26 protein-coding genes and 1 riboswitch are annotated in these 25,294 nt (G+C 59.5%); of the genes, 13 read left to right on the top strand and 13 right to left on the bottom strand.

Annotated elements, in window-relative coordinates:
* Positions 1 to 15: 15 nt before the first annotated feature.
* The 4 genes from EV561_RS08300 (at position 16) to EV561_RS08285 (ending at position 4,160) form a co-directional block, all read left to right on the top strand.
* Positions 16 to 1,230: a CaiB/BaiF CoA-transferase family protein gene (locus tag EV561_RS08300; protein ID WP_132519788.1), complete on the top strand. Its 1,215-nt coding sequence runs from the start codon at positions 16 to 18 to the stop codon at positions 1,228 to 1,230.
* A complete protein-coding gene (locus EV561_RS08295; protein WP_132519785.1) occupies positions 1,230 to 2,888 on the top strand; it encodes a thiamine pyrophosphate-binding protein in 1,659 nt (552 codons plus the stop codon). The genes EV561_RS08300 and EV561_RS08295 overlap by 1 nt, the downstream gene beginning before the upstream one ends.
* 159 nt (positions 2,889 to 3,047) lie before the next feature.
* Positions 3,048 to 3,551: a DinB family protein gene (locus EV561_RS08290; RefSeq protein ID WP_132519782.1), complete on the top strand. Its 504-nt coding sequence runs from the start codon at positions 3,048 to 3,050 to the stop codon at positions 3,549 to 3,551.
* Between the two features lie 12 nt (positions 3,552 to 3,563).
* The gene (locus tag EV561_RS08285; protein WP_132519779.1) at positions 3,564 to 4,160 is read left to right on the top strand and encodes a TetR/AcrR family transcriptional regulator; all 597 of its coding nucleotides are present in this window, start codon (positions 3,564 to 3,566) and stop codon (positions 4,158 to 4,160) included.
* A 62-nt stretch (positions 4,161 to 4,222) separates the two neighbouring features.
* Here the strand turns inward: EV561_RS08285 and EV561_RS08280 are convergent, their stop codons facing one another.
* From EV561_RS08280 to EV561_RS08270, 3 genes are all read right to left on the bottom strand, one after another.
* Positions 4,223 to 4,567: a RidA family protein gene (locus tag EV561_RS08280; protein WP_132519776.1), complete on the bottom strand. Its 345-nt coding sequence runs from the start codon at positions 4,565 to 4,567 to the stop codon at positions 4,223 to 4,225.
* A gap of 95 nt (positions 4,568 to 4,662) precedes the next feature.
* Entirely contained in the window at positions 4,663 to 5,001 is a 339-nt protein-coding gene (locus EV561_RS08275) for a sulfur transferase domain-containing protein (RefSeq protein ID WP_132519773.1), read from the bottom strand.
* A 72-nt stretch (positions 5,002 to 5,073) separates the two neighbouring features.
* On the bottom strand, positions 5,074 to 5,913 hold the full coding sequence (locus EV561_RS08270) for a DUF4432 family protein (protein ID WP_132519770.1): 840 nt from the start codon (positions 5,911 to 5,913) through the stop codon (positions 5,074 to 5,076).
* A 180-nt stretch (positions 5,914 to 6,093) separates the two neighbouring features.
* Between EV561_RS08270 and EV561_RS08265 the strand changes: the two genes are divergently transcribed.
* On the top strand, positions 6,094 to 7,527 hold the full coding sequence (locus tag EV561_RS08265; protein WP_245512620.1) for a L,D-transpeptidase: 1,434 nt from the start codon (positions 6,094 to 6,096) through the stop codon (positions 7,525 to 7,527).
* A 75-nt stretch (positions 7,528 to 7,602) separates the two neighbouring features.
* On the opposite strand, the gene EV561_RS08260 is transcribed toward EV561_RS08265, so the two are convergent.
* The 7 genes from EV561_RS08260 to EV561_RS08230 form a co-directional block, all read right to left on the bottom strand.
* On the bottom strand, positions 7,603 to 8,316 hold the full coding sequence (locus tag EV561_RS08260) for a ParA family protein (protein WP_132519764.1): 714 nt from the start codon (positions 8,314 to 8,316) through the stop codon (positions 7,603 to 7,605).
* A 174-nt stretch (positions 8,317 to 8,490) separates the two neighbouring features.
* A complete protein-coding gene (locus tag EV561_RS08255; RefSeq protein WP_132519761.1) occupies positions 8,491 to 9,033 on the bottom strand; it encodes an AAA family ATPase in 543 nt (180 codons plus the stop codon).
* A gap of 82 nt (positions 9,034 to 9,115) precedes the next feature.
* Complete coding sequence (locus tag EV561_RS08250; RefSeq protein ID WP_132519758.1) at positions 9,116 to 10,267, bottom strand: iron-containing alcohol dehydrogenase; 1,152 nt, start codon at positions 10,265 to 10,267, stop codon at positions 9,116 to 9,118.
* Complete coding sequence (locus EV561_RS08245; protein ID WP_132519755.1) at positions 10,264 to 11,649, bottom strand: aldehyde dehydrogenase family protein; 1,386 nt, start codon at positions 11,647 to 11,649, stop codon at positions 10,264 to 10,266. Before EV561_RS08245 ends, EV561_RS08250 begins: the two co-directional genes overlap by 4 nt.
* A 120-nt stretch (positions 11,650 to 11,769) precedes the next feature.
* Entirely contained in the window at positions 11,770 to 13,140 is a 1,371-nt protein-coding gene (locus EV561_RS08240; RefSeq protein ID WP_132519752.1) for a glutamine synthetase family protein, read from the bottom strand.
* 132 nt (positions 13,141 to 13,272) lie between these two features.
* Complete coding sequence (locus tag EV561_RS08235; protein WP_132519749.1) at positions 13,273 to 14,868, bottom strand: amino acid permease; 1,596 nt, start codon at positions 14,866 to 14,868, stop codon at positions 13,273 to 13,275.
* A 123-nt stretch (positions 14,869 to 14,991) separates the two neighbouring features.
* On the bottom strand, positions 14,992 to 15,759 hold the full coding sequence (locus tag EV561_RS08230) for an N-formylglutamate amidohydrolase (RefSeq protein WP_132519746.1): 768 nt from the start codon (positions 15,757 to 15,759) through the stop codon (positions 14,992 to 14,994).
* A 178-nt stretch (positions 15,760 to 15,937) separates the two neighbouring features.
* On the opposite strand from EV561_RS08230, the gene EV561_RS08225 reads away from it, so the two are divergent.
* From EV561_RS08225 to EV561_RS08200, 6 genes are all read left to right on the top strand, one after another.
* Positions 15,938 to 16,810, top strand: a complete 873-nt coding sequence (locus tag EV561_RS08225; protein ID WP_132519743.1) for a MurR/RpiR family transcriptional regulator — start codon at positions 15,938 to 15,940, stop codon at positions 16,808 to 16,810.
* A 188-nt stretch (positions 16,811 to 16,998) separates the two neighbouring features.
* A complete protein-coding gene (locus EV561_RS08220; RefSeq protein ID WP_132519740.1) occupies positions 16,999 to 18,102 on the top strand; it encodes an ABC transporter substrate-binding protein in 1,104 nt (367 codons plus the stop codon).
* A 76-nt stretch (positions 18,103 to 18,178) separates the two neighbouring features.
* A complete protein-coding gene (locus tag EV561_RS08215) occupies positions 18,179 to 19,075 on the top strand; it encodes an ABC transporter permease subunit (RefSeq protein WP_132519737.1) in 897 nt (298 codons plus the stop codon).
* Positions 19,072 to 19,860 (top strand): ABC transporter permease, encoded by a 789-nt coding sequence (locus EV561_RS08210; RefSeq protein WP_132519734.1) that lies wholly within the window; start codon positions 19,072 to 19,074, stop codon positions 19,858 to 19,860. The genes EV561_RS08215 and EV561_RS08210 overlap by 4 nt, the downstream gene beginning before the upstream one ends.
* An 11-nt stretch (positions 19,861 to 19,871) precedes the next feature.
* Entirely contained in the window at positions 19,872 to 20,933 is a 1,062-nt protein-coding gene (locus tag EV561_RS08205) for an ABC transporter ATP-binding protein (RefSeq protein ID WP_132519731.1), read from the top strand.
* A gap of 102 nt (positions 20,934 to 21,035) precedes the next feature.
* Positions 21,036 to 21,204: riboswitch (FMN riboswitch) on the top strand.
* Between the two features lie 92 nt (positions 21,205 to 21,296).
* A complete protein-coding gene (locus EV561_RS08200) occupies positions 21,297 to 21,770 on the top strand; it encodes a 6,7-dimethyl-8-ribityllumazine synthase (RefSeq protein ID WP_132519728.1) in 474 nt (157 codons plus the stop codon).
* A 94-nt stretch (positions 21,771 to 21,864) separates the two neighbouring features.
* Here EV561_RS08200 and EV561_RS08195 read toward each other — a convergent pair whose 3' ends face one another.
* The gene (locus EV561_RS08195; RefSeq protein ID WP_132519725.1) at positions 21,865 to 22,086 is read right to left on the bottom strand and encodes a hypothetical protein; all 222 of its coding nucleotides are present in this window, start codon (positions 22,084 to 22,086) and stop codon (positions 21,865 to 21,867) included.
* Between the two features lie 87 nt (positions 22,087 to 22,173).
* Here EV561_RS08195 and EV561_RS08190 point away from each other — a divergent pair, with 87 nt between their 5' ends.
* On the top strand, positions 22,174 to 23,067 hold the full coding sequence (locus EV561_RS08190) for a LysR substrate-binding domain-containing protein (RefSeq protein WP_245512619.1): 894 nt from the start codon (positions 22,174 to 22,176) through the stop codon (positions 23,065 to 23,067).
* Between the two features lie 5 nt (positions 23,068 to 23,072).
* On the opposite strand, the gene phnF is transcribed toward EV561_RS08190, so the two are convergent.
* Together phnF and EV561_RS08180 are read right to left on the bottom strand one after the other, a co-directional pair.
* Positions 23,073 to 23,810 carry a phosphonate metabolism transcriptional regulator PhnF gene (gene phnF, locus EV561_RS08185; RefSeq protein ID WP_245512618.1) on the bottom strand — a complete coding sequence of 246 codons (738 nt, stop codon included), beginning with the start codon at positions 23,808 to 23,810 and terminating at the stop codon, positions 23,073 to 23,075.
* Positions 23,807 to 24,493: a class I SAM-dependent methyltransferase gene (locus tag EV561_RS08180; RefSeq protein WP_132519722.1), complete on the bottom strand. Its 687-nt coding sequence runs from the start codon at positions 24,491 to 24,493 to the stop codon at positions 23,807 to 23,809. Before EV561_RS08180 ends, phnF begins: the two co-directional genes overlap by 4 nt.
* A 197-nt stretch (positions 24,494 to 24,690) precedes the next feature.
* On the opposite strand from EV561_RS08180, the gene EV561_RS08175 reads away from it, so the two are divergent.
* The gene (locus EV561_RS08175) at positions 24,691 to 25,254 is read left to right on the top strand and encodes an acyltransferase (RefSeq protein WP_132519719.1); all 564 of its coding nucleotides are present in this window, start codon (positions 24,691 to 24,693) and stop codon (positions 25,252 to 25,254) included.
* The last annotated feature ends 40 nt before the right edge of the window (positions 25,255 to 25,294 follow it).

Below are 25,294 nucleotides of genomic sequence, written 5' to 3'. Positions count from 1 at the left end.
CGCACCTGGACAGACATGACCCAACAGATGAAAAAACCACCCCTCTCCGGCATCCGCGTCATCGAACTTGCCCGCGTGCTCGCCGGCCCCTGGGCCGGGCAGATGCTCGCCGATCTCGGCGCCGACGTCATCAAGGTGGAAAACCCCGACGGTGGCGACGACACACGCCATTGGGGACCTCCCTTCGTCGAAGGCAAGGATGGCGAAAACCTCTCCGCCGCCTACTATCACTCCGCCAACCGTGGCAAGCGCTCAGTCGTCGCCGACCTGAAGACGGAAGAAGGCCAGGATTTCGTCCGCCAGCTGGTGATGACGGCAGATGTAGTCATCGAGAACTTCAAGCTCGACGGTCTCGTCAAATACGGGCTGGACTATGAGAGCCTGAGGAAGATCAATCCAAAGCTCGTCTATTGCTCGATAACAGGCTTCGGCCAGACCGGTCCTTACGCCAATCTCGCCGGCTACGATTACATCGTCCAGGGCATGTCCGGCTTCATGTCGATAACGGGCGAGCCCGACGGCCAGCCGATGAAGGCAGGCGTCGCAATCGCCGATATCTTCACCGGCATCTATGCGGTCTCGGCCATCGAGGCGGCATTGATCCACGCGCTGAAGACAGGTGAAGGCCAGCTTGTCGACATGGCGCTGCTGGATGTCCAGTCTGCCGTCCTTGCCAACCAGAACATGAACTACCTGATATCAGGCAAGGCGCCGGTCAAGCTCGGCAACGCGCATCCGAATATCTCGCCCTATGAGGTCGTTCCTTCGTCGGATGGCTACCTCATCCTCGCAGTCGGCAATGACGGCCAGTTCCGCCGCCTTTGCACCATTCTTGGCATTGCGGACAAAGCCGACGACGAACGCTTCGCGACCAACAAGGCGCGTGTCGCCAATCGCGAAGAGGTGCGCAGCTTCGTCTGCGCCGAGACGGCGAAATGGCCGAAACACGAGCTGTTGACCGCATGTGAAAAGAACGCCGTTCCCGCCGGCCCGATCAACTCGATCGAAGAGATGTTCGCCGATCCGCAGATCAAGGCGCGCGGCCTGAAGATCGATCTTGAGGATATGGCCGGCACCAGTATCCCAAGCGTGCGCACCCCGGTCGTTCTGTCCGAAACGCCGCTTGTCTACGACAGGCCGAGCCCGCGTCTCGGCGAACACCAGCAGGAAGTTCTGGCGGAACTCGCGGAACTGGCCAAGCTCGGGGAATTAAAAGGAAAGGCAAACTGATGAAACGCACCGGCGGCCAGCTCATTGTCGAGGCGCTGAAGGCAAACGGCGTCAAGCGCATCTCCTGCGTCCCCGGCGAGAGCTTTCTCGCCGTGCTCGACGCTTTGCATGACAGCGATATCGACGTGCTCGTCTGCCGCCAGGAAGGCGGAGCGGCGATGATGGCCGATGCCTGGGGCCGTCTGACGAGCGAGCCCGGCATCTGCATGGTGACGCGCGGTCCCGGCGCCACCAACGCCTCTGCCGGCCTGCACATCGCCATGCAGGATTCGATCCCCATGATCCTCTTCATCGGCCAGGTGCAGCGCGATGCCCGCGAGCGTGAGGCCTTCCAGGAAGTGGAATTCCGCCGCGCCTTTACCGAATTTTCCAAATGGGTCGGCGAAATCGATGACGCCGCGCGCATCCCCGAATTCGTCAGCCGCGCCTTTGCGGTCGCCACCTCCGGCCGCCCCGGCCCTGTTGTCCTGACCTTGCCGGAAGACATGCTGCGCGACGAAGTCGAGGCTGCGCATCCCAGGCACTATATGCCCGTCGCCGCCCATCCGGGCCGCAGCCAGATCGACGACCTCTACGGCCGCCTGACCTCTGCCGAACGCCCCATGGTCATCCTCGGCGGCACACGCTGGAATGAGAAATCCGTCGCCGAGATCAGGAGTTTCGCCGAGCGCTTCCAGCTCCCCGTCGGCTGCTCCTTCCGCCGGCAGATGCTGTTCGACCATTTGCACGACAGTTACGCCGGCGATGTCGGCATCGGCATCAATCCAGCGCTCGCCAAGGAGGTTAAGGAAGCCGACCTGCTGATACTTATCGGTGGCCGGATGTCTGAAATGCCCTCCTCCGGCTATACGCTGATGGACATTCCCTATCCGAAGCAGGCGCTGGTGCATGTCTATCCCGATCCGTCGGAGCTCGGTCGCGTCTATCGCCCTGATCTGGCGATCTGCGCCAGCCCCGCCGATTTCACTGCCGCCCTTGCCGATCTCGAGGCACCGGTCGAACCGTGCTGGGCCGGGCGGACGAAGCAGATGCATGACGCCTATCTGAAATGGTCGACCACGCCGGAAACAAGCCCAGGCGCCGTCCATATGGGCCGCATCATGGACTGGATCGAGGCAAACACGCCGCGCGACGCCATCTTCACCAACGGCGCCGGCAACTACGCCACCTGGCTGCATCGCTTCCATCGTTTCCGCCGGTTCAACACCCAGGCGGCCCCCGCCTCCGGCTCCATGGGCTACGGCCTACCGGCAGCGGTCGCTGCCAAGCAGCTCTTCCCGGAACGCGAAGTGATCTGCTTTGCCGGCGACGGTTGTTTCATGATGCATGGGCAGGAATTTGCAACCGCCGTCCAATACGGCCTGCCGCTGATCGCGCTCGTCATCAACAACGGCATGTACGGCACCATCCGCATGCATCAGGAGCGCGAATATCCCGGCCGCGTCAGCGCAACGGCCCTCAGCAACCCCGATTTCGCAGCGCTGGCCCGCGCCTATGGCGGCCATGGCGAAACGGTAGCAACAACCGAAGAATTCGGCCCTGCCTTCGAACGCGCCCGAGCCAGCGGCAAGCCTGCGATCATCGAGGTGAAGCTCGATCCCGAAGCGATCACGCCCTCGAGGACCCTGGCAGAAATTTCACGAACGAAAAGCGGCTGAGCGACTTCGTCGCCCACCCCTAGATGTCAAACGCTTGCGGTCGCAGAATTGAGGTTCTGCGACCGCTCTCTGAAACTAAGACATGTTCCAAAAATTATTGACTGACCACCAGTCAATAATTACTCTGGCTCGCATCCGACCACGCTTTTGGAGAGAGCGATGACTGCGCAGACACTTCTGAGCTCCCTGTTCCAATACAAAGCCAGCGCCGATGAGGAGCTTCTCGACGCCTTGACCTCCCTGTCGAGAGAAACTTCATCCGAAAATCTGCATTCCGCCCTTCGCGTTCTTAATCACGCGCATATCGTCGATCGGATTTTCGCTTCCAATCTCACAAGGGAACCCCATTCCTATAAGGCGAGTTGGACGAAGCAGCCTCCGGCGCTGACCGATCTCGCATCGGCTATCCGGGAAACCGACAGATGGTATCTGGGCTACCTTTCCCAGATCGCGCGAGAAGAGCTTGAAGAGGAGATAGATTTTACATTCACCGACGGCGGCAAGGGACGAATGTCACGCGAAGAAATGTTGGCTCACGTCATCACACACAGCGGCTATCACCGTGGGGAGGTCGGCCGCCTTCTGCCTGAAATCGAAGACACAGCAATGCGGGACGTTTTTGCCGGATATCTGCATCGAGCTGATCCGCAGCGGCGAGCGTAAATGGAATGAGCGATGGCACATGGTGCGAGCGGCAGACCTAGAACCAAACCGGCCGAAGAGCGGCGGGATGATCTCATTCGATCGGCTGAACGCCTCTTTCTCGAAAAAGGCATAGAGCAAACGACGATCGAAGACATCACCCAGGGAGCCGCGGTTTCCAAGGGTGCTCTCTACCTTCATTTCTCGTCGAAGGCGGACGTCCTTGAAGCGATGCGAGTGCGCTTTGTTCAAGATCTTCTGAACAGCATCGTTGAGGAGGTCGGCAGAGAGGATGATGGGGATTGGAACGCAAAACTGCGCGCCTGGGCGAAAGCGTGCACCATGGGCTATCTGAACGCCACCCGCCTGCATAATCTTGTCTTTGCCATCTCGCCGCCCCCGACGCGGGAGGGACTGACAAGCAACATCCTGATTGACCACCTGGCAGAACTGCTGACGGCCGGAAATCGCGAGAACGCCTGGTCGCTGGCCACCCCGGCATTCACCGCCGTCTTTCTGTTCAATGCTCTGCATGGCGTGGTCAATCAGGACAGCATCGCCGACAGCGAAACCGATCGCCTCCGGCTTCTTCACGATATCGAGGATCATTTCCGACGCCTCGTAGGCTGAGCCAAACAAAAAAGCCGGCGGGCGAACCCACCGGCTTCGATATTCACAATGCGTCAATCAGCTCAGTCGATCGCAGCGGTCACGATGAATTCGACCTTGTACTTCGGCGCAGCAAGCTTGGCTTCGCTCGTGGCGCGGGCCGGCGTGTTGGCCGGATCGACCCAGGCTTCCCAGGCAGCGTTCATCTCGGCGAAATAAGCGATGTCGGAGAGGTAGATCAGCGTCTGCAGGATCTTCGACTTGCTCGAGCCGCTGGCAGCCAACAGCCGATCGACTTCGGCCAGTGCCGACTTGCACTGATCCGTGACGCTCTCGCCTTCGCCGACCTGGCCGGCCAGATAGACGGTGTTGCCATGGATGACGGCGCCGCTCATGCGCGGGCCAACGTCGATGCGCTTGATGCTCATGATGTTCTCTCCTGAACTGTCGTGTGAACGATGTTTAAGCGGGCGCCGCAATCGCAGCGCCCCAGGGACGGAAATGGTCCCGAAATGACCGCGGATCAGCCGCGGATGTGATGTGTCTTCTGGTAGATCGCCGTCGAGCGTGCACCGGAACGGCAGTAGCCGAGCATCGGACGCGGGAATTCGTCAAGCGCATCGACCATGCTCTGGACGGCTTCCTCGGTCACGCCCATCGGGCCGACCGGAACATGCGCGACGATCAGGCCGAGTTCTTCCGCCCGGGTCGCGATGTCGTCGAACGGAGTCTGGTCTGGGCTTTCGCCGTCCGGACGATGGCAGACGATCGATTGGAAACCCATGGCCTTGATCTCGTCGAGATCCCCAACCGTGATCTGGCCGGAAACGGAGTACTCATCATCGATCGGGCGGATGTCCATGGCACGTTCCTCTCTGAAATCAGGGCTTTTGATCTACGCCGCCACACGCACAGCGTCAACCGTCGACAGGGCTCACACGAAGGCAAAGCTCAGCGCGTAGCTGCGGCTCTCTCCAGGCTTCAGCCAGTTGAATTCGCCGCCGGCTTCAAGCTCCGCCCGCGAGACCCAGCGATGCGAAACCGGCTCTATGCCGAGCACATCGGCCGGCGCCTTCTGGTTCCGCCAGACCTGCAGATGCGGCAGCGTATCGGCACGGAAACGGACACGCAACGTCTTGCCGCCGATAGCAGCGATCGGGCCGAGACGAACTTCCGCAAATCCGTTCTCGGTTCCTGGTGCCTCGACACAGAAAATGCCGCCAAGCTCCGGGCCGAACGTCCAGGGAAAGCCGCCGCCGTCAAGCATCTTGCCTTCGAGCCGCGTTTTCGCATCGAACCATTTGCCGCCGATATTCATGTGGTACATCAGAAAGGTCGGCACCGCCTGGGCGCTCGTGTTGACCACATGATCTTCCAGATGCACCTCGCCGGTGGTTCCATCGATGCGCCAGCGCCGCTCGATTCGGGCGGGCTGCCCTTCCACGGTGACAATGTCGATCACGGCGTGGCATTCGGCATTGCCGTTCTCGAATCGCGTCGAGAGGATTTTGGCCGGATGGCTGGAGGCGGAGCCATGCAGCGGATAGACTTTCCCATCTTTGCGGCCGGGGATAGGCTCCCGGTGCCGGATATGATCGGGGCCGCAGGTAAACAGAAAACCCTCGACCGAATGCGAAATCCGCGCATCGCCGTCGTCAGGGACAGCCTTGCCGGGCGCGATATCGACTCCATCGACGAAGCAGCCGCCGATATCGAGCACGGAGCTCTCATCCAGCATCAGCTTTGGGCCCTTGGCACCCGCAAATTCCATCATCCTGTTCTCTCCCTTTCCTGTTCCCGAACCGATGCAACCATCAACCTTACCAAACGTTAATCTCGGTCGCTGCTTCACACAAATTTTTATCTTTTATTCAGTATGATATGGAAAGATTCCACATTGGCGTCAAAATTCCCGTGTGTTTGTCCGTTGTATCCCCGATCGAGGAAAACTGACGTGAGCAGAGTCGTAAAATCAAGCCTTGTCCTGGCAGCCGCCATCGTCATGTTGGCCGGCACCTTGCCGGAGGCTCATGCGCAGCAATATTATCGCAGCGCAAACAGCGACACCTTCATGGTCACTCCTGATGGCCATATTCTCGACCAGATTCCCGAAGGCGGCAATGTGATTGTCGCCAGAGATCGCCGTGGCCGGCGGGTTTTGATCGACCGTTACGGCAACCTGATCGCGACCGAAATGCGCGCCAGCACCTATTATCCGAGGGCGCCGAGACGCGATGCTTACAACGACGGGTACTATAATAACGGTGAAGGTAACGACCGCTACGGCGACACGCGCTATGACAACCGTGGCTATGGCGTTCGCAACGATGACGGCGGTTATGCCGACAACGGCTACGGTCAGCAGGAACCGGGAGCCATCACCGGCGCCATCTCGGGGGAAGGCTCGATCCAACGCGTGCCGCTGGACAACCAGCCCATGCCCGATAGCAACCCGAACAGTGGCGACGACTATGCCTCGCTCGACCAGCAGCAGGCGCTGCCGCCCGCTGTGCCGGCACAGCCTGTTATCACGCTGAAGAACAAGTCGAAGATGGAAATCACGGCGCTGGAGGTCTTCCTCGATCGCCAGGGCATCTCTCCCGGCGCGATCGACGGCCGCATGGGCGCCAACGTGACTAAGGCGATCTATGCCTATCAGCAGATGACCGGCCAGCAGCTCGATCCGAACAATACGGACGCGATCCTCGAGCAGCTTCGGCTGTCGGGCGGCATGCCCATCATCAACTACACCATCACGCCGGCCGACGCCGCCGGCCCCTACGTTGCATCGATCCCGGAAGACTATGCCCAGAAGGCGACGCTGACCTCGCTCAGCTATACGTCGACCACGGAAATGCTGGCCGAACGTTTCCATATGGATGAGGACTACCTCAAGCAGCTCAATCCGGGCGTGGATTTCACTGTCCCCGGCTCGGTGATCAAGGTGGTCAATCCCGGCGACAACAAAACGGGAGCCGTTGCCCGCATCATCGCCGACAAGGGCCGCAAGCAGGTCTTTGCCTATGATGCCAACGGCGCGCTTCTGGCCGCCTACCCCGCCACGATCGGTTCCACCGATACACCTTCGCCGTCAGGCACCGTGACGGTCGAGCGCGTCGTCTTCAATCCGGGATACACCTATAATCCGAAGATCAATTTCAGGCAGGGTGCCAACGACAAGATCCTGGATATTCCGCCGGGGCCTAACGGGCCAGTCGGAAATGTCTGGATGGCATTGTCGAAGCCGACCTACGGCATTCACGGAACGCCCGATCCTTCCAAGATCGGCAAGTCGCAAAGCCACGGCTGCGTGCGCCTGACCAATTGGGACGCCAACGAGCTGGCCAAAATGGTGAAGCCCGGCGTCACAGTCGAGTTCGTCGAATAAGAATAGCATCCCTTCAGAAACGAATCAGCCGCCGAAGCGATCTCCGGCGGCTGATTTGCTTTTACCGTTTGAAGATCAGGCAGCGTCGCGCAGGCGCTGGGCAGCGATCAATGCCGAAGCCGTCAGTCGAACCGGCAGCTTGTTCAGCATCTCGTCGGCGAATGCGGCCGCATTCTCCTGCGCCTTTTCGAGGTTGCTCACCCTGAAAGGATCCATTGTGTGCAGCGTGCCGCCACAGTCGAAGATATCGCGGAAGGCCGAACGCTCGATGATTGGCGTTTCGAGCACAGGCACCTGACGCTGGTTGAGCAGCGCCTTGACCGTCTGCAGGGCGCGGGTCGTGACCATGGAGTTGACGCGGGTCAGCACGACCGAATGAGGGATGCTGATCCCCGCCTTGCTCTCCAGATATTGCAGCAGTTCCAGAACCTGCGCGCCGCCGCGAGCATCCATGGCACAGCCCTGGATCGGGATCAGCACGTGATCGGAAAGGCCAATCGCGGTTGCCAGCAGCGGATTGCGCGCGCCGGGCAGGTCGACGATGAAGAAATCGGTGCTGTCCTTGCTCTCCCGCAGATGCAACGGCAGCGATGTGCTCGTCACGAAATCGATGACGGAAACGTTCGGGATCGGGCCGGAGATTTCCTTCCAGTGCGAGATCCAATGCTGCGGATCAGCATCCAGGATGGTGACGCGATAGCCGCGCCGCGCCAGTTCCGTGGAGAGCAGCAGCACAGCCGTCGTCTTGCCTGCGCCGCCTTTGGTATTTGCAAATGTGATGACTGGCATGTCTGATCCTTGAGGGGGATTGCGAGCGCTAGCATCGCTCTTTTCCGCACCGTCGGGAGCATCGTGCGGTTAATGCATCCTTTCCGATCATGGTTAACAAAAAGATAACGAACGAGGCGAGTTTCACACTGTATTTCTAGGGGTGAACGGGAAGAGTCGCCACAACCGCAAGATTCATTCGGAAAATCCGGCTTTTAGAGCATCCAGAATGAAATCTGCTCGCTGCTGAATGTTAACCTTTGGCAGCACGATCACCTCGTACCCCAGCGAGGGATAAACGGCCGCAAGCCGGTCATACTCCGCTACCGCCTCATCGAAGCCGTGAAGACGCTCGGAATCAGTCACATAGATTTCGGGCCAAGGCGGCGTCAGGAAGACTTGGCCGTAGTAAAAGCCACCGGCTTTCAGCTCGTCCGGTATGGATTGGCCCGTAATATATTGCAGCGCAGCGGCAGCATCGATCATGCCGCGATCAAAGAATATCCAGCCGGCGTTCGCCCGTGCAGCGGCTACGTCGGATCGCCCCATCTCCATTGCGCACCGAGCGAAGGCGACCATATCGACCCAAGGCAAGGCCGCGCCGCTTCCTTCCAGTTCCTGCTTGACGATCCGCCTGCCCGGCTCTTCCACGACAGCAAAACCACGATCGGCAAGCTCAGCCAATAAGGTTGACTTGCCGCCGCCGGAGCAGCCGGAAATGACGACCAGTCCGGTCATGCTGATCTCCTCCGGCTTCTGGGATGTCACCAGTATCGAATTCCGCGACGAACCACCGCCGCGGAATTCCTGATATCGCTGATCAGAAGCAATCCCTAAAGAGCGCCTTGGTGTTTTCGAGCGTCATCGGCACCGGATTGCCGCCGGCGCTCGGATCCTCGATTGCCATGGCCGAAAGCTCGTCGATGCGATCAGGCGCAATGCCCATCGCGGTCAGCGTATCGGGAACGCCGAGTTCGGCGCGCAGCTTCAGCACATAATCGTAGAAGCCGTCGAAGCCACCCGAAATGCCGAGATAGGCCGCAGCGCGACCGATCTTCTCTTCGATAGCCTTGCGGTTGAAGCGCAGCACGGCCGGCATGACGACGGCATTGGTCATGCCGTGATGCGTGTTGTAGACGGCGCCGATCGGGTGCGACAGCGCGTGAATGGCGCCGAGGCCCTTCTGGAAGGCGACGGCACCCATGGCAGCGGCCGACATCATGTTGGCGCGGGCTTCGAGGTCGGTGCCTTCCTTATAGGCGCGCGGCAGGTATTCCTTGACCAGGCGCATGCCTTCCAGCGCGATGCCGGCCGACATCGGATGATAGAAAGGCGAGGAATAGGCTTCCAGGCAATGCGCGAAGGCATCCATGCCCGTGCCTGCCGTGATCAGCTTCGGCATGCCGACGGTCAGCTCCGGATCGGCGATGACGACGCCAGGCAAGAACTTCGGATGGAAGATGATCTTCTTCACATGCGTCACCGAATTGGTGATGACGCTGGCGCGGCCGACTTCCGAGCCGGTGCCCGCCGTCGTCGGAACGGCGACGATCGGCGCGATGCCCTCGACGTTGGCACGCGTCCACCAGTCGCCAATATCCTCGAAATCCCAGACGGGACGCGTCTGCCCGGCCATGAAGGCGACGCATTTGCCAAGATCGAGACCGGAGCCACCGCCGAAGGCGACGACGCCGTCATGGCCGCCATCCCTAAAGGCCTTGATGCCGGCTTCGAGGTTCTTCTCGTTCGGGTTCGGATCGACATCTGCGAAGATGGCGCGGCCGAGGCCAGCCTCTTCCAGAATGTCGAGCGCCGTCTTGGTGATCGCCATCGAGGCCAGACCCCGGTCGGTGATCAGCAGCGGCTTCTTCATGCCGAGGCTCTTGGCTGCGTCGGCCAGTTCCTTGATGCGGCCGCGACCGAGCTTGACAGCTGTCGGATAACTCCAATTGGCTGAAATATTGATGCTCATGCTGTGACTTTCTTCAGGTGGTAGGATTTCGGGCGCGTGAGATTGTGGAAGCCGAGAACGGAAAGCGAGCCGCCGCGGCCGGTTTCCTTGACGCCGGTCCAGCAAAGCGCGGGATCGAGATAATCGGCGCGATTCATGAAGACGGTGCCGGTTTCGATCTCGCGGCCGAGGCGACCTGCCCGCTCCGGATCTTGTGTCCAGAGCGATGCCGTCAGGCCGTAGGGGCTGTCGTTCATCAACTCAAGCGCTTCCGCATCGCTCTTGACCTTCATGATGCCGACGGCCGGTCCGAAGGTTTCTTCACGCATGAAGGCAATGGAATGATCGACATTGATCAGGATCTGCGGCGCGAGATAGGCGCCACCATCATCGGCCGGGAAAAGCTTCGGATCGACCAGCGTTTTGGCGCCCTTCGAGACGGCGTCGGCGATCTGGTCGCGAACCACCTTGGCGAAGCGCTTATGCGCCATCGGCCCGAGCGAGGTTTCCGGATCGAGCGGATTGCCGAGCTTGTAGTTCGACACCCAGGCGACCGATTTCTCGACAAAGGAGTCGAAGAGCGATTCATGGACATAGATGCGCTCGATGCCGCAGCAGCACTGGCCGGAATTATAGGTGGCCCCATCCATCAGCGTATCGACGGCCGCGTCGAGATCGGCGTCCTCCATGACGTAGCCCGGATCCTTGCCGCCGAGTTCCAAGCCAAGTCCGGTGAAGGTGCCGGCCGCGGCGCGCTCGATGGAACGCCCGCCTTCGACCGAACCCGTGAAATTGATGAAGTTGAAGCTGCCGGCGGCAATCAGCGCCGACGAGGTCTCGTGGTCGAGGAAGACATTCTGGAAGACATCGGCAGGAACGCCGGCTTCGACGAAAGCCTGCACCAGCCGCTCGCCGACCAGCAGCGTCTGGCTGGCATGCTTGAGAATGATCGAATTGCCGGCCATCAAAGCCGGGGCAACGGTGTTGATCGCCGTCATGTAGGGATAGTTCCACGGCGCAATCACGAAGACGACGCCATGCGGCTCGCGCTCGATGCGGCGCTCGAAACTCGCGCTGTCCTCGACGACGAGCGGCGCAAGCGCATCTGCTGCGATCGAGGCGACATAGTTGGAACGCTCGTTGAAACCTCGATATTCGCCGCCGTACTTGATCGGGCGACCCATCTGCCAGGCAAGTTCCGGCACGACGACATCGGCCATCTCGTTCAGGCGCGCCACGCCCTTGAGAACGAGCTGAACACGGTCCTCGAGCGGACGCTTCGCCCAAGCCTTCTGCGCCTTGCGCGCCCGCGCGACGGCATCCTTTGCCGCCTCAAGCGAAAGCGCCGGCCGCTCGGCATAAACCGAACCGTCGACCGGCGATATGCATTGGATCATGGCCATGATCAAATCCTGTCTTTTATCTGCAAACGAATGGATTGGCGCAGGGCTGAATCAGCCCTGCATTTGGTCACCTACCTTACTTCCGTTTTTGCGGAAAAGGCGGCGAAATTGTTGCGATACTTACGCCCTTTCAAATCCTCTCGCTACTTCCCAATCGGTAATGCGGCGGTCATATTCCTCTTGCTCCCATTCGGCCGCCCGCGTGTAGTGATCAATCACTTCGTCGCCAAAGGCGTCGCGCAGCATCTTTGACTGGTTCATGGCGACGGCGGCAGACCGCAGGGTGCGCGGGATTTCGCGGACGTCACGGGCGCCATAGGCGTCGCCGACATAGGGCGCCTCCAGTTCCAGCTTATTTTCGATGCCATCGATGCCGGCCGCGATCAGGGCCGCGAAGGCGAGATAGGGATTGAGGTCGGAGCCGCCGACGCGGCATTCGATGCGGATACCTTTGGTCTCGCCGCCGCAGAGCCGGTAGCCGGCGGTGCGGTTATCCGTACTCCAGATCGCCTTGGTCGGTGCAAAGGTGCCGGCGACGAAACGCTTGTAGGAATTGATGTAGGGCGCCAGGAAATAGGTGATCTCGCTGGCATGGGCCAAAAGACCGGCCACATAGTGCCGCATCAGCGGTGACATGCGGTGATCAGCCGTCTCGTCGAAGAAGAGCGGCGTCTTGCCATCGGCGCTCCAAAGCGACTGATGGATATGCGAGGAACTGCCGGCAGCGGTGTAGCTCCACTTGGCAAGGAAGGTGATCGCCTTGCCCTTTGACCAGGCAATCTCCTTGCAGCCGTTCTTGATGATCGAATGGCGGTCCGCCATGGTCAGTGCATCGGCATAGCGGACGTTGATTTCCTCCTGCCCTGCCGAGGCCTCGCCCTTGGAATTCTCGACCGGAATGCCAGCACCCTGCAGGCCGGTGCGGATCGCCCGCATCACGTCCTCTTCCTTGGTCGTCTGGAAGATATGGTAGTCTTCGTTGTAGGCACTCGCGAGCTTGAGGTCGCGGTAACCCGAATTCTGCGCCTGCTCGTAGCTCTGGTTGAACAGGAAGAATTCCAGCTCCGACGCCATGAAGGCCTTCATCCCCATGGCTTCGAGGCGTTTGACCTGCTTCTTGAGGATGGCGCGCGGCGAATGCGCAACCTCGTCATAGGTGTGGTGGTCGAGCACGTCGCAGAGAACCAGCGCCGTACCCTCGAGCCAGGGTATCCGACGAAGCGTGCCAAGATCCGGCTTCATGGTATAGTCGCCATAGCCCTTTTCCCAGCTGGTCGACTTGTAGCCGGAGACCGTCTCCATCTCGATGTCGGTCGCCTGCAGATAATTGCAGCTATGCGTCTCTTTCCATGCGCTTTCGATGAAATATTCTGCCTGGAAGCGCTTGCCCATCAACCGGCCCTGCATATCCACCTGGCATGCGAGAACGGTGTCGATGCGCCCTTCGGCAACGTCTTTTTTGAGGTCGTCGAACGTATAGCTGCTGGTCATGATTGGTCCACCTAAAAAACAAAGTCGGAAAATCGGGACGACAAATGCATATCCGGCGCCGAAGCGCTGGCCAAGCCTTGCACCGATAGGGGCCGCACGACGCGGCCCCCTGCTAGGAGCGGATGATGATACTTACTCGCCCGGAACGGCCCCCGTGACTGCTGTCGTCTCACCGACTGCAGCCTCGGCCGCCGCAATCTCAGCCTTGCGCTTGGCGATCATGTCGCCGATCGGCGGGCCCTGGAAGCGGCGGTTCTCGACGGCAAACCAGATGACGACGGCGAGGATGATGAAGCCGACCGTTACGCCGAAAACCTTGTCGTTCGGCGGCTGGATGGCGATGTAGACGATCAGGATCATTCCGAGCGTTGCGAGAACGCCGACGGCCTTGTAGACGCCGCCTCCGAGGTTCCAAGGTCCCGGAGCCGGCCACTTCTTCGTGCCGTAGGCAAAGATGCCAAGCACGATCGGGAAGAGGAAGGAGAGGAACAGGAAGATCAGTGTCGCGTTCACCACGGTGACGTAGAGGCTTGCCTCACCGACGGAGATGAAAAGTGCACCCCAGACGAACAGGCTTTCGAGGACGGCACCCGTCCAGATCGCTGCGACCGGCGTCCGGAATTTCGGGCTGACGCTCGCAAGCATTTTGGAACCGACCGGAACGCCCCCGTCACGCGAGAAGGCGTAGATCATGCGCGAGCACGACGTGACAGTCGCCAAGCCGCACAGGAACTGCGAAATGAAAATCGCGACATAAAGAATAGTCACCAGCCATGCCGGCATGATGGCATTGATAGTCGCGAAGAACACGTTCCAGCCCTGCTTTGCGCCGGCAGCCATATCCGGAATGGCAATGACGAAGGCCGAGAGCATGACCCAGCCAGCCAGCGACGACCAGATAACGGCCGAAACCATCGAGCGCGGGACGGAAAGCGCCGCCTTCTTGGTTTCTTCGGATGTATGCGCGGAGGCGTCGTAGCCGGTGATCGTATAGATCGGCAGCAGCAGGCCAAGCGCAAAAATGTACCACATGCTGTCGGACTGAGGCCAAACCGCGCCGCCTGCATCACCGGAATAGTTGGTGAACGTCCATAGGCGCGAGAAATCATGAGTCGGCGCGAAATAGAAGCAAGCTACGGTCAACACGGCGGCTGTCACGAGGATCAGAGTGCCGGAAAAGTCCGTCAATTTCGCCGTCAGCCCGATGCCGAAGTGATTGATGGCCGCCTGAATGATCGTGAAAATGACGACGAGCACAACCTGCATGCCCGGAGAAACGACGCCGTTGGCATCAGCGATCCCGAGCTGGGCACCAAAAGTCCCGCCAAGGAACAGAGCCGTACCGATGTTGATTGCGCCAAGCACGGTGATGAGACCGAGCAGGTTTAGCCATGCCGTCAGCCAGCCTGTAAAGCGCGTTCCAAGGATCGAACTCCAGTGGTAAAGGCCGCCTGCCGTAGGATAGGCCGACGAAATCTGCGCCATGCCGAGCGCAAAGAACAACGAAATGATGCAGCCGACCGGCCAACCGATACCGATAGCAGCACCGCCGACACCTGATGTTGCCTGCGCGAGTGAATTGATACCACCGGAGAGAATGCAGATGATGGAGAAGGAGATTGCGAAGTTCGAAAACGAACTCATGCGTCTTTCTAGTTCCTGGGCATAGCCCATGGAATGCAGGACTTGCACGTCCTGCTTCTTATCCTGATCGGTATAGTCCGACATGATATTCCCCTCTTGCCGATCACCCGCGGAATTACGGATGATCCCAGTTGCCAAGTGCCTCTCGGAATTTACCGATCGACATAACCGCAGTTGAACTGCTCCCACGGGTCGTTTTTTATGGTTTCAGGCGTCCAGACTTTGCTGGATCAGCCCAGACAGATAGTCAGCCATGACCCTTTGGCTGACCTCGTCTACGATGAGGTCGTTGCGGACCTCGATCATCACGTTATGCAGGCCGTTGGCGATCCCATGCAGTTTCAGCGTATGGGTGACGCCGTCCTTCGGCCCGTAAGGTTCGTTTCGCTCGGTGCGATAGACCGGCGCTTTCGCTGCAGCCGACAGCATGCGATCTGCCATGCGGCTGTCCTCGTCGTGTAGGATGCCAAGTTCCACGGCACGGGATTTGCCCAGATAGACAGGCGTAAAGCTATGGATCGTGACGATCATCGTCGCCTGCCCTCGCGCCGACCGGTCGGCCAGCAGCGCACGAATGCGATCATGGAAAGGCAGATAAAGTGCCTCGGTCCGCTCGCGGCGTTCGGTATCCTTCAAATCCCTGTTGCCGGGTATGGCGTAGATCTCGCTGGTCTCCGGCATTGCCGCCGGAGATTCCGGCGGGCGGTTGCAGTCATAGATCAATCGCGAGAAGCGCTGATAAACCAGGGTGCTATCCAGATTTGCCGAGATATGCCTTGCCACTGAAAGGGCACCCGGATCCCAGGCGATGTGGCTCGACAAAGCTTCGCTCGTCAGTCCGAGATCACCGAAGAGCTCGGGAAGCCTTCGGGACGCATGCTCACATATGATAAAGAAGGAACCTTTGCCATGCGGCCTCTCGACCGCGACGCAATCCCCATCCGCTTCCGTCAATATGCCTTGCTGTGCAAGCATTGAAGCCGTTCCGCCGAAATCTTAATAAAAAGCTTATAAGAAAAGAATTCTTCAGCTTTCTGTCACTGTCAATCGGAAACTGAAATTTTCTCTTCATTTTTGACATTGACTTGTCACATTCCCGCGTTGTTAAATCCTTATGGAGACAGGCAAAGACCGTCCCGGGAGCAAAAATCGAGTGGACCATGCGTCGAAGACCGTTTCGGACGTCATTCATGCCCGTTTCGAGGCACTGACTCGCGCGGAAAAGCAGCTGGCCCATAGCCTGCTCGATAACTATCCCGTCTCCGGACTGGGCAGTATTACGACCGTTGCCGAGAACGCGCGTGTCTCTACCCCGACCGTGGCACGCATGGTGCAGAAGCTCGGCTTCAAGGGCTATTCCGAATTTCAGTCCCGCCTCCATCAGGAGGTCGAAGCAACCATTTCCAACCCGCTGACAAAGCACGACCGCTGGGCCTCGAATGCCCCGGGCACCCATATCCTGAACCGCTTTGCCGATGCCATCATGGGCAATCTGCGCCAAACGCTAACAAATCTCGATACGGCAACCTTCGATAGTGTCGCCAGCTTGCTGTCGGAACGGCAGCGCGGCCTCTACTTTGTAGGAGGACGTATTACCGGTGCGCTTGCCGAGTATTTTTTCACGCATATGCAGGTTATCAGGCCGAACACAACCCTGCTTTCGTCCAATTCAAGCTCCTGGCCGCAATATGTCTTGAACATGAACCCGGGAGACGTGCTGATAATCTTCGATATCAGGCGCTACGAGCAGGAGATGGTTAGCCTGGCGATCGCCGCGAAGCGACGCGGCGCAGAAATCATCGTTTTTACCGACCAATGGGCTACCCCGGCGACGAAATACGCAAAACACACGTTTCGCGTGCAAATCGAAGCGCCCTCAGCGTGGGATTCATCGGTTGTCACACTTTTCATCGTCGAAGCTCTGATCGAAGCTGTCCAGAATTCAACCTGGGACGAGACGAGCGAGCGCATGAAAACACTGGAAGGCCTGTTCGAGCAGACCAAGCTTTTCAGCAAACTTGGCTAGTGGGGACAAGGGAACAGGCATGACACCGATCTGCGGATCGAGCTCATGTAAAAACCTGATGTCACAATTCGCTTATATAAGTAAAACCTCCGGCTTTTCTGGAAAAAACCTTACATGAAAGTGTCACACAAGCTTCATCTAAGGTCTTTAACAGCAACGTCAGACACTGACACCAAAGGAGAACAACAGTGATCTCGAAAATTCATCGCCTCCTTTCGCTCACCACCGCGATGGTCGTGGCTTCGTCCGCGATTGCCGCTGCTGCTCCGAGCGACGATCTCATCGCTGCCGCCAAGAAGGAAGGCACGCTGACCACGATCGCTCTTCCGCACGACTGGTGCGGCTACGGCGACCTGATCGAAGGCTTCAAGGCCAAGTACGGCATCTCCGTCAACGAACTGAACCCGGATGCTGGTTCGGGCGATGAAGTTGAAGCCATCAAGGCCAACAAGGGCAACACCGGCCCGCAGGCTCCTGACGTCATCGACGTTGGTCTCTCCTTTGGCCCGACCGCCAAGAAGGACGGTCTCCTGCAGCCTTACAAGGTCTCCACCTGGGACTCCATTCCTGATAGCGCCAAGGATGGCGAAGGCTACTGGTACGGCGACTACTACGGCGTTCTGACCTTTGCCGTGAACACGGATATCGTCAAGAATCCGCCGAAGGACTGGGCAGACCTCCAGAAGTCTGACTATGCCAACACCGTTGCTCTCGCTGGCGACCCGCGCGTTTCCAACCAGGCTACCCAGGCTGTTTACGCAGCCGGTCTCGCTGCTGGTGAGAAGGATGGCGCAAAGATCGGCGAAGCCGGCCTGAAGTACTTCGCTGCCCTCAACAAGGCTGGCAACTTCGTTCCGGTCATCGGCAAGTCCGCTTCGATGGCTCAGGGCTCGACCCCGATCGTCGTCGCATGGGACTACAACGCTCTCGCATGGCGCGACAGCCTGAAGGGCAACCCGCCGCTCGAAGTTACCGTTCCGGCATCGGGCGTTCTCGCTGGCGTCTACGTTCAGGCGATCTCCGCTTTCGCTCCGCATCCGAACGCTGCCAAGCTCTGGATGGAATACCTGTACTCGGACGAAGGTCAGGTTGGCTGGCTGAAGGGCTATTGCCACCCGATCCGCTTCAACGATCTGGCCAAGAACAAGAAGATCCCGCAGGACCTTCTCGACAAGCTGCCGCCGGCTGCTTCCTATGAAAAGGCTGTCTTCCCGACGCTCGACGAACAGAACGCTGGCGCCTCTGTCATCAGCAAGCAGTGGGACAGCGTTGTAGGCGCTGCCGTAAAGTAATCTGCGACCAGAAGCTTCCCCGTCACACGGCGGGGAAGCTTTCCTCACTCAGACGCACGAATGGCTGGGCTTTTCCATGAGCAGCATTTCGACTTCGGCGGTTTCCGCACCTGCGACGACCTTCAACAAGAAGGTGATCATCGACTGGCTGGGCATTGCGCCCTTCACCATCTTTGCGCTGTTATTCCTCATTCTTCCCACGATCTATCTGGTTGCCGGCGCGTTCCTGACGCCTGACGGCGCCTTTACCTTCGACAATATCGCAGGTCTGTTCACCGATACGATCATGTCGTCCTACCTGATCAGTATCAAGATTTCGGTCGCCTCGGCTCTGGGCGGCGCGCTACTCGGCTTCTACCTCGCCTGGGCGCTCGTCATGGGTGGCCTGCCCACCTGGCTTCGCCACGTGTTTCTGACTTTCTCCGGTGTCGCTTCGAACTTCGCTGGTGTGCCGCTGGCCTTCTCCTTCGTGGCCACGCTCGGCCGTCAGGGTCTGATCACCATCATCCTGATGAACCTGTTCCACTTCAATCTCTACGCGACCGGTTTCAACCTTCTGACCTTCTTCGGCCTGACCATCACCTACATGTACTTCCAGATCCCGCTGATGGTGCTGATCATCACACCGGCACTGGATGGTATGAAGAAGGAATGGCGCGAGGCCGCCTCGATCCTCGGCGCCACGAACAAGCAGTACTGGACAATGGTCGCACTGCCGATCCTGTGGCCGAGCCTGCTCGGCACCACTCTGCTCCTTTTCGCCAATTCCTTCGGCGCCATCGCGACGGCCATTGCGCTAACCGGTAGCTCGCTGAACATCGTGCCGATCCAGCTCTACGCCCAGATCCGCGGTGACGTGCTGCACAACGCCAACCTCGGCTACGCGATGGCACTTGGCATGATCGTGATCACAGGCGTCTCCAACATCGTCTATATTGTCATGCGCATGCGCGCTGAACGGTGGCAAAAATGAAGTTGCAAAAATTCTTCGCATGGCTTGCTGTCGCCATCGGTGCCATCTACTTCCTCGTGCCGCTCATCGGCACGCTGGAGTTCTCGCTCCGCATGCGCCGTGGCGTCTATAGCTTCGATGCCTACGTATCGGTCTTCTCGGATCTCCACTTCCTCACAGCCTTCGGCTTCTCGATGCTGATGGCGTTGCTCACCATCATCTTCGGTATGCTGCTCGTCGTACCCACGGCATATTGGGTTCGCCTGCGTCTGCCGCAACTCCGTCCGATCGTAGAATTCGTCACGCTGCTGCCGCTCGTCATTCCGGCCATCGTCATCGTCTTCGGTTATCTGCGCCTCTATAACTCGTCCTCGATCCTGCCGCTGACGGGCTACGACCTGACGACGAACATCCTGCTCGTCTGCTCCTACATCGTTCTGTCGCTTCCCTATATGTACCGCTCCGTCGACACCGCGATGCGCACCATTGACGTCGGCACGCTGACGGAAGCAGCTGAAAGCCTCGGCGCAAAGTGGACGACGATCCTGTTTCGGTGCATCTTCCCGAATGTGATGAGCGGTGTCCTTTCCGGCGCCTTCATCACGCTGGCGATCGTCATGGGCGAATTCACCATGGCGGCACTGCTCAACCGCCCGGCATTCGGCCCCTACATGCAGCTTGTCGGCGCCAACAGGGCCTATGAGCCTTCGGCGCTCGCTATCATCGCCCTCGCAGTGACCTGGCTCAGCATGGGCCTCCTGCAGCTCGTTTCCCGTTTCACGAATGCCGCTCCGGCTAAAGCGTAAGGTTTTGTACCATGGCTTTTCTCGAACTGACCCACATCAAGAAATCCTTCGGCGAAACCCAGGTCGTGCATGACTTCAACATGCACATTGAGAAGGGCGAGTTCATCTCCTTCCTCGGACCGTCGGGCTGCGGCAAGACCACCGTGCTGCGCATGATCGCCGGCTTCGAAACGCCGACCGCCGGCACGCTGACGATCGCCGGCAAGGACCAGCGCCCGCTGAAGCCGAACCAGCGCAATATCGGCATGGTCTTCCAGGCCTATGCCCTCTTCCCGAACATGACCGTGCACGACAACGTCGCCTTCGGCCTCAAGGTCGCCGGCGCGCCGAAGAACGAGATCGACGGCCGCGTCAAGGAAATGCTCGGCCTGATCAAGCTCGACCATCTGGCCGGTCGCTACCCCTACCAGATGTCGGGCGGCCAGCAGCAGCGCGTAGCGCTCGCCCGCGCGCTTGCCGTCAAGCCGCAGGTTCTCCTGCTCGACGAACCGCTCTCGGCGCTGGACGCCAAGATCCGCGTTTCGCTGCGCGAAGAAATCCGCGCCATCCAACAGAAGCTCGGTATCACCACTGTCTTCGTGACGCACGACCAGGAAGAAGCCCTGTCGATCTCCGACCGCATCGTCGTCATGAATGCCGGTCGCGCCGATCAGATCGGCACGCCCTTCGAAATCTACAACACGCCGGCAACGCGCTTCGTTGCATCGTTCGTCGGCACGCTGAACATGATCGAGGGCAGCGTCGTTGACCCCGATGCCAACCGCATCAAGATCGGCGATCAGGACATCACGCTCAAGCAGTCCGTCACCGCCTTCAAGCCGGGCGACAAGGTTTCGCTCGCGCTGCGTCCCGAAGCCGGCTCGCTCGCTGAATCTGCAAAGGGCGACACCGCACTGACCGGCGAAGTCTCCTCGGCCCACTTCCTCGGCTCCGTTATCCGCACGCGCATGAACGTTGCCGGCAACACGATCTCTTTCGACATGTTCAACAGCCCCGGCCTGCTGCCGCCGTCCGTCGGCGAAAAGGTCACGCTGCGCTTCTCCGCATCCGATCTTCTGGTCCTCCAGGATTGATTTTTCGGATTGGTCGGAAAAGACCGACACACTGTTCTCAAACGCCGGGTATCAGCCCGGCGTTTTTGCTTTGATTTCCTGATTTGCTTAAGTCTATAGTCTGCTCGTTCTCAGGGCGGGGTGAAATTCCCCACCGGCGGTATCGGGCCTCATGTTTTCGAACAGAAAGGCCCGGAGCCCGCGAGCGCCTTTTGCCCACAAGGGTGGAAGGGTCAGCAGATCCGGTGAGAGGCCGGAGCCGACGGTATAGTCCGGATGGAAGAGAGCACGCAGGATCAGCCACCTTCACGCGTGAAGGGTGCCGGTTGGTCAAGCCTGTTCGCCCAAGGGATAGTTTTGAAAACCCTTGAAAGGCAAAGAACCATGACAATCTCCGTTTCCCCTCAGCAAAGCCGCATTGCGATCATCCGCGCTCGCTGGCATTCCGAAATCGTCGATCAGAGCGTCGAAGGTTTCATATCGGAATGGCAGCAAACCGAGGGCGCGGCAGCGGTCGACGTTTTCGACGTGCCCGGCGCACTTGAGATCCCCTTGCACGCTCAGCTGCTTGCCCGCAGCGGTCGCTATGCTGCGATCGTCGCCAGCGCATTCGTCGTCGATGGCGGCATCTACCGCCACGAATTCGTGGCCGATACCGTCCTTGAAGCGATGATGCGCGTACAGCTCGACACCGGCATTCCGATCTTGTCGGCGGTGCTGACGCCGCATCATTTCCAGGAAAGCGAAGCGCACATCAACTTCTTCAAGGAGCACTTCGTACTCAAGGGCCGCGAAGTCGCCAGCGCCTGCCGCCAGATCCTGACCGAACGCGCAAAGTTCCTGACATTCGCGGCGTAACGCACAATCTCTTTCACAAGTGACGCCGCTCTTGGCTTTACGGCAAAGGGCGGCGATCGAGTGAGACGCCGGCAAGCGGCAAAATCCCGATTGCCTAGAGACCCCCGTCCGGCGGCCGGAGCAGGCGTTTCAACGAGACCCAAAGACTAAGACTGTCACGCGCCTCCTCATGCGAAATGCCGGCATCATCCAGCAGGTATTTGTTTCGACTCAGCAAAGCGTCCTCAAGCGCCCTGCGCTCCGTCCACCACTGACGCCAACGCTCAGCCCATGTCCTCCGCTCCACTCTCATCGTCTTGCTGCTCAGCATCAGCATGGTCGATCTCCCTTGCAGGCACAATCGTCATCCACGCTTTGACATTGCACAAACGAATAGTGACAATGCCTGCCATTGAGAAAACTCATGGCGGCACAAATGCATGTTCCCCTGGAAAGCGACTTGCTGCGGGTCTTCCTGATCGTCGCGGAAGCCGGCAACGTGACCCGCGCCGCCTCCGATGTCGGGCGGACCCAATCTGCCGTCAGCCTGCAGCTCAAGCGGCTGGAGGAAAGCGTCGGCAAGCCGCTTTTCGAACGCGGCCCGCGCGGTGTCGCGCTGACGGAAAGCGGCAAGCAGCTCCTGCCCTATGCCCGCCGCATCGTCGACCTGATGGACGAGACGACAGCCGCCATGCGGCGCAGGCCGCTTGATGGCCTAGTGCGCATCGGGATCCCGGAGGAGTACGGTCATACCATCCTGCCTCGCGCACTTGGGGTCTTCGCCGAAAGCCACCCTTCAGTCGACGTAACAGTTATGTGCGGCTACACGGCCCAGCAGATGGACGCATTGGAAAACGACCGCCTCGATCTGGCCGTCGTGTTCGACTGGAGTGCACAGGTCCACGGCGAAGTGCTCTTCATCGACCCGACCGTCTGGGTCACCTCCACGGTTCATCGCCTGCATGAGCGAAACCCGATGCCGATCGCCGTCTATGGCCGTTCGAGTTGGTGCACGGAGTTTGCCATCCGTTCGCTCGAACAGCACAGCCTGCCCTATCGCATCGCCTATAGCTGCGACACCAGCGGCGGCCTGAAGATCGCGGTCACCGCAGGGCTTGCCATCGCACCGCTGTCGCGCAGCAATATCCCGCCGGATTGCCGCGAGCTGACAATCGAGGACGGTTTCCCGCCGATCGATTCCTCCCGCGTCGTCCTGCGCCGCAATGCCTATCACTCCAACCCCGCTGTCGAGAGCATGGCGGAGGTCATCCGCGCCGCTTTCCGCCCCATAAACCAGGCTGGCCTGCGGCAAGCATGACCGCATCAGCCGAAATCGAGCTTGAACGTGACGCGCTCGGCCACCCACAGCCCTTCCGAATAGGCGATCGGCTGCCCATTCTTGTCGGCATCGACCTTGAGCACGACGAGAACAGGGGACGATTTCGGCTGCCGTAGCAACCGCGCCTCCTCCGCATCGGGCATCCGCGCTTCGATCTCAGTCGACTGACGATCGTAATCGGTTATGCCGTAGACCGCGAGTGACGCGGAAATGGTCGGATTTTCCCGCCTGACCCGCTCGAAATCGGGAAACCGGTCAGCGGGATAGAAGGTATTGCCCAGCTCGACAGGCATCCCGTCAGCCGTCATGACGCCGCGACGGTGAATGACAGGCGTGCCCTCCGCAATCCTCAGCCGAAACGCCACTTCAGTCGGCGCAGGAATAACCGCGTGCAGCAGCAACTCGCCGCCCGGCTCGAACCCCTGCTCGATCAGGTTTCTGGAGAAGCGCGTCTTCCTCGACAGCGTATAGTCCAGCGCGCCCTTGTGGACGAAGGTTCCCCGCCCCTGCTCCGCGCGCACCAGTCCTCGTGTTTCCAGATGTCCCAGCGCTTGACGCACAGTGAAGCGGCTGACGCCGAAACGCTCCATCAGCTGTGGCTCCGTCGGCAGCTGCTCGCCGGGCGAAAGCGTTCCGGCGGCAATCTCCGCCGCCAGAACCTCCCCAATCTGATGCCACAATGCGCTTCCGCTCTTGCGATCCACCATATTCAAACCACTCACACGCGTTTTTCGAGCCTGAAAAGCAGCTTATATTCAGCCGGATAGGCAAGCGCATCCAGGATGCTCGGATAATATTTGCGGTCCTTCGAGGCGGTCACAAAGCCATCATAGCCGAAGCGCTTGACCGATACGTCAAAGCCGGCAGCCACGAAGGCAGTGATATAATCTTCGGGCGAATAGTCCTGCACCGGAGCGTTGCTGTTTCCGCCGATCAGTTCGCGCCATTTGGGCCAAAGCGGGTTTTCCGTATGGCAACCCGTGACGGCATAGTAGACCCCGCCATTGCGCATCACCTGAAACATCTGTTCGGCATGGCGGCGCAACTCGGGCAGCAGATAGACGACCTCGTAGCTGAAGGCGACATCAAAACTGTCCGCCCATGGCGAGAGATCGGTCGTGACATGAAACTGAACCGGCAGGTTTCCCTTGTTCGCTTCGGCAACGGCAACCGATTCCGATGCGATGTCGATACCGACGCCGCGGCGAAACGGCCGGATCCCGTATAGAAGCTGGAGGAAGCCACCGCGATTGCAACCGAAGTCGAGAACGGTTTTCGCCGCGAAATCCCGCTCAGGGATCGTCTCGATGAAATGCCGCCAGTAGCGGCTGTGGGATTCCGCCATCCGTGCGTCGCCCTGCGGTTCGGTGTGCCAGGTGGTATAGGTATTGGCTGCGTCCGTCATGATGCTCTCCGTTCGAGTTGATGCAGCAAACCTAGCGGCAGACTATGACAGTCACATGAATTCGTCCGGACGACCAGACTATTTCATGTGAAATCGAATTAAGAATAGCGGAGAGCGCAATACCGCCAATTTTCCCGGCTTGATTGTCCGCTTGCCCGCTCCATTTCCTCAAGGTTTTCAGCCATAACGGATATATAATGAGATCACTGTTCAGACGCCTGACGTCTCCCAAGGGCCTGACGCTCGGCCGCAAGACGACCGCCATTCTCGATGGAAAAATAACCGGCCCCGGCCATCTCTGGTTCGGCATCCAGTGGGGAACCGCCCTCCCACTGCAATCCAACATCCTCATCCGCAAAGCTTCCGAAGTCTCCGTAAAGGGCGACTTCCAGATCTATTCGGGCAGCATCTTCGGGGTAGGCGAAGGCGCGCGGATAAAGCTCGGCAGCGGCTATATCAACAACGAGGCCCGTATCTCCATTGCGGGCGAGCTGACCATCGGCGATGACGTGGTCATCGGCCCGCAGCTCTATATGCTCGACCAGAATCACCACAGGATAACGGGCAGCAAACCGCGGCCGAAGAAGATCGTCATCGGCAATCACGTCTGGATCGCCGCGCGGGTGACGATCCTGCCGGGCGTGACGATCGGCGACGGCTGCGTGATCGGCGCCGGCTCCGTCGTGACCAAGGATATACCGCCGGGCACCCTCTGGGCTGGCAATCCGGCGCGCTATATCAGGGATGTCGAGTGGGATTGAGATGCGACCAGGCTTGCCGGCGGCAAAAAAAGCCCCGCAA

It is taken from the genome of Rhizobium sp. BK376, from assembly GCF_004341625.1.
Classification (GTDB): domain Bacteria; phylum Pseudomonadota; class Alphaproteobacteria; order Rhizobiales; family Rhizobiaceae; genus Rhizobium.
The sequence above is the reverse complement of the archived record's forward strand: the minus strand, read 5'-3'. Positions and strand labels throughout refer to the sequence as shown.

Coding starts and splice junctions, on each gene's coding strand:
- EV561_RS08300 (WP_132519788.1), top strand. CDS start 16: ATGACCCAACAGATGAAAAAACCACCCCTCTCCGGCATCCGCGTCATC.
- EV561_RS08295 (WP_132519785.1), top strand. CDS start 1,230: ATGAAACGCACCGGCGGCCAGCTCATTGTCGAGGCGCTGAAGGCAAAC.
- EV561_RS08290 (WP_132519782.1), top strand. CDS start 3,048: ATGACTGCGCAGACACTTCTGAGCTCCCTGTTCCAATACAAAGCCAGC.
- EV561_RS08285 (WP_132519779.1), top strand. CDS start 3,564: ATGGCACATGGTGCGAGCGGCAGACCTAGAACCAAACCGGCCGAAGAG.
- EV561_RS08280 (WP_132519776.1), bottom strand. CDS start 4,567: ATGAGCATCAAGCGCATCGACGTTGGCCCGCGCATGAGCGGCGCCGTC.
- EV561_RS08275 (WP_132519773.1), bottom strand. CDS start 5,001: ATGGACATCCGCCCGATCGATGATGAGTACTCCGTTTCCGGCCAGATC.
- EV561_RS08270 (WP_132519770.1), bottom strand. CDS start 5,913: ATGATGGAATTTGCGGGTGCCAAGGGCCCAAAGCTGATGCTGGATGAG.
- EV561_RS08260 (WP_132519764.1), bottom strand. CDS start 8,316: ATGCCAGTCATCACATTTGCAAATACCAAAGGCGGCGCAGGCAAGACG.
- EV561_RS08255 (WP_132519761.1), bottom strand. CDS start 9,033: ATGACCGGACTGGTCGTCATTTCCGGCTGCTCCGGCGGCGGCAAGTCA.
- EV561_RS08250 (WP_132519758.1), bottom strand. CDS start 10,267: ATGAGCATCAATATTTCAGCCAATTGGAGTTATCCGACAGCTGTCAAG.
- EV561_RS08245 (WP_132519755.1), bottom strand. CDS start 11,649: ATGGCCATGATCCAATGCATATCGCCGGTCGACGGTTCGGTTTATGCC.
- EV561_RS08240 (WP_132519752.1), bottom strand. CDS start 13,140: ATGACCAGCAGCTATACGTTCGACGACCTCAAAAAAGACGTTGCCGAA.
- EV561_RS08235 (WP_132519749.1), bottom strand. CDS start 14,868: ATGTCGGACTATACCGATCAGGATAAGAAGCAGGACGTGCAAGTCCTG.
- EV561_RS08230 (WP_132519746.1), bottom strand. CDS start 15,759: ATGCTTGCACAGCAAGGCATATTGACGGAAGCGGATGGGGATTGCGTC.
- EV561_RS08215 (WP_132519737.1), top strand. CDS start 18,179: ATGAGCAGCATTTCGACTTCGGCGGTTTCCGCACCTGCGACGACCTTC.
- EV561_RS08210 (WP_132519734.1), top strand. CDS start 19,072: ATGAAGTTGCAAAAATTCTTCGCATGGCTTGCTGTCGCCATCGGTGCC.
- EV561_RS08205 (WP_132519731.1), top strand. CDS start 19,872: ATGGCTTTTCTCGAACTGACCCACATCAAGAAATCCTTCGGCGAAACC.
- EV561_RS08200 (WP_132519728.1), top strand. CDS start 21,297: ATGACAATCTCCGTTTCCCCTCAGCAAAGCCGCATTGCGATCATCCGC.
- EV561_RS08195 (WP_132519725.1), bottom strand. CDS start 22,086: ATGCTGATGCTGAGCAGCAAGACGATGAGAGTGGAGCGGAGGACATGG.
- EV561_RS08190 (WP_245512619.1), top strand. CDS start 22,174: ATGGCGGCACAAATGCATGTTCCCCTGGAAAGCGACTTGCTGCGGGTC.
- EV561_RS08180 (WP_132519722.1), bottom strand. CDS start 24,493: ATGACGGACGCAGCCAATACCTATACCACCTGGCACACCGAACCGCAG.
- EV561_RS08175 (WP_132519719.1), top strand. CDS start 24,691: ATGAGATCACTGTTCAGACGCCTGACGTCTCCCAAGGGCCTGACGCTC.